Annotated in this window: 6 protein-coding genes; 3 read left to right on the plus strand and 3 right to left on the minus strand. The window is 40.4% G+C overall.

Annotated elements, in window-relative coordinates; genetic code table 11:
• Both G337_RS29090 and G337_RS0118215 read left to right on the plus strand, forming a co-directional pair.
• On the plus strand, positions 1–182 hold a 182-nt coding region (locus G337_RS29090), incomplete at its 5' end, for a hypothetical protein (RefSeq protein WP_211235822.1).
• Between the two features lie 177 nt (positions 183–359).
• Positions 360–1,193, plus strand: coding sequence for an S-adenosylmethionine decarboxylase (locus G337_RS0118215; RefSeq protein ID WP_028865153.1), 834 nt, complete (start codon positions 360–362; stop codon positions 1,191–1,193).
• On the opposite strand, the gene G337_RS0118220 is transcribed toward G337_RS0118215, so the two are convergent.
• The 3 genes from G337_RS0118220 to G337_RS0118235 all read right to left on the minus strand — a co-directional run bounded on the left by G337_RS0118220 (position 1,182) and on the right by G337_RS0118235 (position 4,400).
• The gene (locus G337_RS0118220) at positions 1,182–1,874 is read right to left on the minus strand and encodes an SIMPL domain-containing protein (protein WP_028865154.1); all 693 of its coding nucleotides are present in this window, start codon (positions 1,872–1,874) and stop codon (positions 1,182–1,184) included. The two genes, G337_RS0118215 and G337_RS0118220, sit on opposite strands and share 12 nt — an antisense overlap.
• Positions 1,875–2,019: 145 nt before the next feature.
• Positions 2,020–3,096 (minus strand): class II fructose-bisphosphate aldolase, encoded by a 1,077-nt coding sequence (fbaA, locus tag G337_RS0118230; RefSeq protein ID WP_028865155.1) that lies wholly within the window; start codon positions 3,094–3,096, stop codon positions 2,020–2,022.
• 131 nt (positions 3,097–3,227) lie between these two features.
• Entirely contained in the window at positions 3,228–4,400 is a 1,173-nt protein-coding gene (locus G337_RS0118235; protein WP_028865156.1) for a phosphoglycerate kinase, read from the minus strand.
• A 449-nt stretch (positions 4,401–4,849) separates the two neighbouring features.
• On the opposite strand from G337_RS0118235, the gene G337_RS0118240 reads away from it, so the two are divergent.
• On the plus strand, positions 4,850–7,111 hold the full coding sequence (locus tag G337_RS0118240) for a bifunctional diguanylate cyclase/phosphodiesterase (protein WP_028865157.1): 2,262 nt from the start codon (positions 4,850–4,852) through the stop codon (positions 7,109–7,111).
• Positions 7,112–7,317: the final 206 nt, after the last annotated feature.

Genomic DNA, 7,317 nt, shown 5'->3' on the forward strand with positions numbered 1-7,317 from the left:
GCTTTTTTGTATCCAAAATTCATGGATTGAAAATCTTCATGTCCTTGGTTCACCTTTTTATTAAAACCCAGGAGACGAAACACCATCATTTAAGCTGCTGGTATGAAAATACTAGTGGCTTTTTTGTATCTGTAGTTCAAGAAGCCCCCTCTCGTGCCCTTGGTTCAGTTTTTCATCAATAACTAATAGGTGAAACGCCCTTCTTAAAAATTCATTTCTAAGGCACTTAATCCAGTCTCGTACACGACAGCCTACATTTTCAAGCGAGATTACGATAAACTGCCTTTCCTTAACAATCACCGGCTTTTATTAATCATGAGATTAAACCTGCGAACACAAGAAAATGGTGCAGAATACTAATGTTTTATGAAGGCACTGAAAAGCGTTTACAGATCACCCTGCAGCATAGCAATCTGCTGCAGTTTCCCGACAGTTTCTGGCAGGAGATGGTCAGGCAGGCCGGCGCTTTAATTTTATCTAAAATAGAAAATGCTCAGGTTAAAGCTTACCTGTTATCTGAGTCGAGTTTATTTGTCTGGAAAAACAAATTACTTTTGATCACCTGCGGCAATACTCATCTGGTTAAAGCGGCTCAGTTTTTTCAAAAAGAGCTGGGTAAAGAAAATATTCACTCTTTACTTTTTCACCGCCACCAGCCGCATCAGCCGGATCTGCAGGCAACTAACTTTACTCAGGATGTCAGCATCTTAAACAGCCACTTACAGGGGTCAACCAAGCACTGGAGGGGTAAGTATCAAGGTGATCTTTTTCTATTCGGAGAGGCCTCTCACGGCCCTGCAGACACCAAGCAGATATTAATGTGTCATGGTTTATCTGGTTCATTTGCTAATTCACTGCAGGCGGGCACAGTTTCTACAAAGCAGATTGAATGCGCATTAGCGCTGCCGGAGTTTTTCCCCCAGCTGCATATTGATCAGTTTACCTTTACACCTAAAGGTTACTCTTTAAATGCAGTTAGTGAAGAGCACTACTTAACAGTGCATATAACACCTGAAACATTAAGCACTTACTTTAGCTTAGAGAGCAGTTTTGATAACCAGCTTATGCAGCCGTTTATAGGGCACCTGAGTACCCTGTTTAGGCCGTCACAAAGTCATTTAATGAGTTTTAATGCAAGCGCAGAAAATTGCCTGCAAGTAACCCTTAGCGATCCTGACGAATTAAGGTTGTAAAATAAAAACAGCCTGCACCCTGTCATTAAGCTTAATGGTGTTAATCTGATAAGTTGTTGTGTCTAGGTTTTCACTGCTCATCGCACGCATCATCACCGGCTCCCTGTAACTATTCTGATAATTAACAGAATATATTTTACCAAGTTCTGCCTGATAAGCTTTTGCCAGATTAGCAGCTTTCTTTACAGAGTCTTCTACAGCCATCTGACGCACTTCAAGCTGCCACTTTTCAGGAGACTGCAGTCCGTACTGCAGCTGGTTAATCGCTTCGATATCTGAAGCTAATACGGCATCTAAAAACTGGTTAACCTTATCAATGTCGGTTAAGCGGTAGGTTAAGTCACGTGTTGCACGAATTCCCATAAAAATACGTTTATCTTTCTGATAATCATATTCAGCTCTGGTATAAAGATCCGCACTTTCCAGTTCTTTACTGCTAAACCCCGACTGCTGTAAATTAACTAATAATGTTTCAACCTGCTGATCAACTTCATTTTTAGCCAGTGCTCCTTTACGCTCTAATGCTGAAGCTTGAAACTGGATAATAACCTGATCCGGTTTTACCTCAAGTTCAGCGCTTCCTGTTACCGCAATATACGGTTCGTCCGGCTGGGAAGCAGCCAGGCTGGAAACTGAAAAGGCAGAAGCGGCAGCCAGTAATAAATATTGCAGATAGCGCATAAAAAGTCCTCTAAATAGAATAAGTTAACATATGACAGAGTTTACTATGAATAGTTGCAGTTATTTTCCTGCGGGCACAAAAAAGCCGGCAGTTAAGCCGGCTCTAAAAAATTTAAACTACCTGCTGAAATGCAGGCCGGTTAAATTATAATACGTCAACAGCGTTAAGGTCAGCAAATGCTTTTTCAAGACGTGTAACCATAGACGCTTGACCAGCACGTAACCATACACGCGGATCGTAGTATTTCTTGTTAGGAGCATCTTCACCAGTCGGGTTACCGATTTGACCTTGCAGGCAGTCGTGGTTTTCAGCTTCGTAAGTACGGATACCGTCCCAACATGCCCACTGTGTATCTGTATCGATGTTCATTTTGATAACACCGTAACCGATAGACTCTTGGATTTCTGCTTCAGAAGAACCAGAACCGCCGTGGAATACGAAGTTTAATTCGTTAGACGCAACACCGTGCTTTTCAGCAACAAATGCTTGAGAATCACGCAGGATAGTTGGAGTAAGTTTAACGTTACCAGGCTTGTAAACACCGTGTACGTTACCGAAAGATGCAGCGATAGTGAAACGCGGGCTGATTTTTGATAATTCAACGTATGCGTAATCAACTTCAGACGGTTGAGTGTAAAGTAAAGACTCATCCATATCAGAGTTATCAACACCGTCTTCTTCACCACCAGTACAACCTAGTTCGATTTCTAACGTCATGCCCATTTTAGACATACGCTCTAGGTATTTAGCACAAGTTGCGATGTTTTCTTCTAGAGGCTCTTCAGAAAGATCGATCATGTGTGAAGAGAAAAGAGGAGCGCCGGTTGCTTCGAAGTGCTCTTCAGATGCAGTCAGCATTCCGTCGATCCAAGGAAGAAGTTTTTTAGCAGCGTGGTCAGTATGAAGAATAACTGGAACACCGTAAGCTTTAGCCATTGCGTGAACGTGTTTAGCACCAGAAACAGCACCAAGAATAGCCGCTTCCTGACCTTCAAGTTTAAGACCTTTACCTGCGTTGAATGCAGCGCCGCCGTTTGAGAACTGAACAACAACTGGAGCTTTAGCTTTAGCTGCTGCTTCAAGTACTGCATTGATTGAATCAGAACCAATAACGTTTACCGCTGGAAGTGCAAAATTGTTTTCTTTTGCAATTGCAAATACTTTTTGAACATCATCACCAGTGATAACACCAGGTTTTACAACGTCGAAAATCTTAGTCATGAGGATAATCCTATGTAGTTAAAAATAAATACTGCTAAATTTCGCGCATAATATATCACAATAAGGCAATAAAAAATACGCTAATAAAAGTTGAAAAAAAAGCGAGATATTATCTCGCTTTAATTGTTCGATTAATCGTTTGCGCGTGACTCTAACATTGCCACTGCAGGTAATTTTTTACCTTCAACAAACTCAAGGAACGCACCACCGCCTGTAGAGATGTAAGAAACATCTGCAGTGATATCAAATTTATCAATCGCGGCTAAAGTATCACCGCCGCCTGCTACAGAGAAAGCTTCAGAATCAGCAATCGCTTTAGAGATACCAGCTGTACCTGCTTCGAAGTTTTTGAATTCGAATACGCCGACAGGGCCGTTCCAAAGAATAGTTTTTGCATCTTTTAGGATTTTAGCAAGAGCAGCTGTGCTGTCTGGACCTAAATCGAAAATCATGTCGTCATCTTGAACGTCAGCAACGTTTTTAATTTCAGCTTCAGCATTTTCATCAAATGCTTTTGCACATGCAACGTCAGTTGCTACTGGAATAGCACACTCTTTCATTAGTTTCTTAGCAGTATCAACTAAATCTGCTTCGTATAATGATTTACCAACATTGTGGCCTTCAGCTGCGATAAATGTGTTTGCAATACCACCACCAACAACCAGCTGGTCAGCAACTGTAGACAGAGACTCAAGTACAGTTAGTTTAGTAGAAACTTTAGAACCGCCGACAATTGCAACTAATGGACGAGCAGGGTTATCCATTGCTTTACCTAGTGCTTCTAATTCAGCGGCAAGCAGAGGACCAGCACATGCAACAGGAGCATATACACCAGCACCGTTAGTAGAAGACTGTGCACGGTGAGCTGTACCAAATGCATCCATAACGTAAACGTCACATAATGCAGCTAGCTGCTTAGATAAAGTTTCGTCATTTTTCTTTTCGCCTTTGTTAAAACGAACGTTTTCAAGAACAACAACTTCACCTTCGTTCAGCTCAAGACCGTTTAAGTAATCAGTCGCTAAACGAACAGGAACATCTAATGCTTCGTTTAAGTAATCAACAACAGGCTGTAGAGAGAATGCAGCGTTTTCTTCAGCAGAAGCACCTTCAGTTGGACGACCTAAGTGAGAAGTAATCATTAATTTAGCACCTTTTTCCAGCGCTAATTTAATTGTCGGGATAGAAGCACGGATACGTGCGTCTGAAGTTACTTTTCCATCTTTAACTGGAACATTAAGATCTTGACGGATGAATACGCGTTTGCCGGCTAAATCTAGATCAACCATTTTTTTTACTGACATGATGTGTCCTCTCATTTAATTTTAAAACTATAGAATTCTGAATTTACTACCTGAACATTCATTCAAGCTCAGCTATCACACTGTCCTTTAATACAACATTTCCCGCTGTATTCATATTACCGACAGCATTATAGACGAAAGTTTTTGTTACATCGATCACAATGGGGGCTAATTTACCTTTTTCCTATGGGGGGAGGGTTTGATTTATATCATTTTCTGTAACTTTTTTTCAAAATGAGTAAAAAAACAACAAAACAAGCAATAAAACAAGTAATAAAACAGCTAAATGTGAAGATGACTGCATAATTAATATGCAATTTTTTATTCTTCATTTAAAATTAACTGCCTTAATATATCGTCCAAAAACACCACCCGGCGGTCTAGTTATACTAACTAAGCTGCGTATTATGGTTTATCTCTTTTAATATAAAAGCGAGCAGCTCTTCCCTATGAACATATTTAAAAAGAACACCTGGTTAATCTTTTATTTAATCGCTTTTATCGGCGCCTTATTAACGAGCGGGGCTGTTTATTTAAAATACCTGGGTATAAAAAACAAAACTCAAAACGATCAGCTTTATGTAACAAAAATGTTTAACCTGCAGCTGTCTACTCTTTTTTTACAATACGAAAATGTGATTGATGTTTTAAGCGGCGGCCTTAGCTCTCCAACATCCCCTTTAAACGTAGCAACCCTTGATAAAATCATTGCCGACAATCCGCTATGGCTCAGCTTTGCCGCATTTTCGCCTGAAGGAAAGTTTATAACTTCATCAAATAAGCGCCGTGAGGCTAATATAGTCAATCTGCTGACAACCCCAAGCACTCAAGCCCGCTTTAAACAGGCATTAAACAGCGATCATATGGTCATCGGCAAAGCAAGTTATTCTACGCATTTTAAAACATGGGTTCTTCCGTTCAGAAAGCGCCTGCTTGATGACAACGGTCAGGTTATCATGGTGATGACTTCTCTTTTAGATTTAGCTATGGTGTATGAACACTGGAATGAATCCACCACACCAGGTAATACTCTGCAGGCGACTTTTGATAAAAGTTTCTTTCCGTTTCTGCGCACCTGCCTGACTACAAAGCAGATCAGCGAGCTTTACAGCAGACCGGTCAAATCATCGGTAATACAGAATCTTAATACACATCTTGCCAAACAGAAGCTGACAGCAGAGCAGTTACGACATTCCCAGTCACCGGTACAGGTCATTGTTAATATTGATGAGCAGCCGTCCCTGTTGACCCTCACTTATAATCAAAGATACCAGTTCTGGATACATGCACAGCAGCCCTATCAGAATGTGATACAGCAGCTCTATAAACCAGCAGCTGCTTATACAGCTTTTTACCTGTTACTGATGACTTTCATTTTTATACTGTTTAAGTGGGTTAATCGTATTGAGGATAGAAAAATAGCGGCCCTGACCTATGAAGCAGAGCATGACTCTTTAACCGGCCTGCCTAACCGCACCCTGTTAAGATCCTACAGCACGCAGTTAATTAATTCACAGCAGTCGTTTACATTACTTTACCTGGATCTGAACCGCTTTAGTCATATTAATAATACATTCGGCCATCATTACGGAGACATTATTTTAATTGAAGTAGGTAAACGCATAAAACAAAGCCTGCAGGATTTAAAAGGCAAAGCAGTTCGTTTTAGCGGTGATGAATTTATTATTGTTTTAGAGTCAGTTAAACGAAGTGAAATAGATAACTACTGCAGGACCTTACTCGAAGTTGTCGATGCGCCCTACTTAGTCAACAATACTTTTTTCAAAATCAGTGCATCAGTCGGCATCTCACAGAGCCCTCAAGATGCCCGAGATATAAACAGCTTAGTCAGCTATGCAGACAACAGCATGGCGATTGCCAAAAAATCCAAAAACAACTGTTTCTTTTTCTCAGCGGAAATGCATCAGAAACTGATAAAAAACATTGAAATCGAACAGGCGCTGCATTATGCCGTGAGTAATAATGAAATTAGTCTGGTTTATCAGCCGCAGCTGGACCAAAATCAGTGTTTATCCGGTGTTGAAGCACTGGTTCGCTGGCAGAGCACTTCATTAGGGCCCGTTTCACCGGATGCATTTATTCCTGTAGCGGAGGAGATGGGACTGATGCCGACACTCGGTTTATATATTATGGAGCGGGCAATGTCTGAAATATCGAAGCTGCAGAATCAGGAAAATATTCCCTTTAATCTGTCCATTAACGTTTCCGTAAGCCAGTTTATGCAGAATGATTTTTTTGACAAACTGATGGAGTGTTACCAGCGTTATCAGTCCGAGTACCTTAAGCTCACCATTGAAATAACCGAAAGTCTGTTTATTGAAAGTATTGAAAATATATCACCTGTTTTTCATAAAATGCAGGATGCCGGTATTTCATTGTCGCTGGATGATTTTGGGACTGGTTATTCTTCCCTGAACATGCTTAAGAAAGTCCCCATTGACGAGCTTAAAATCGATAAAAGTTTCATTGACTACATCACTAAAAATAAAACCGACAGAGCTATGATGAAAAGTATTATCCGAATGGGTAAAGAGTTAGATATCACAGTACTTGCAGAAGGTGTTGAAACTAAGGATCACACAGATTTATTAACCGAGTTAGGCTGTGATCTTTTCCAGGGCTATTATTTCTCTAAACCTTTAGCACTCAATGAACTGGCCCTGTTTGTCAAGGAACATCAGCCCGAGTAAATAGCGGCGGTTTTACTATTATCCGCTTCGTAATTGAAATCATGGTAGTTTTAGTCATAATCGCCACTATCACGCAAATCAATAACAGCAGTAATTAGTGCTGTTATTGGTTTATACCAATTCCATTAATTAAATGATCTATTTAGGCGTAGGAAAAATGGATGAAAGCAAGGCGTTGATTGCAGTAACTAGTTATTCTAATTACA

The organism is Psychromonas aquimarina ATCC BAA-1526 (assembly GCF_000428725.1).
Taxonomy (GTDB): domain Bacteria; phylum Pseudomonadota; class Gammaproteobacteria; order Enterobacterales; family Psychromonadaceae; genus Psychromonas; species Psychromonas aquimarina.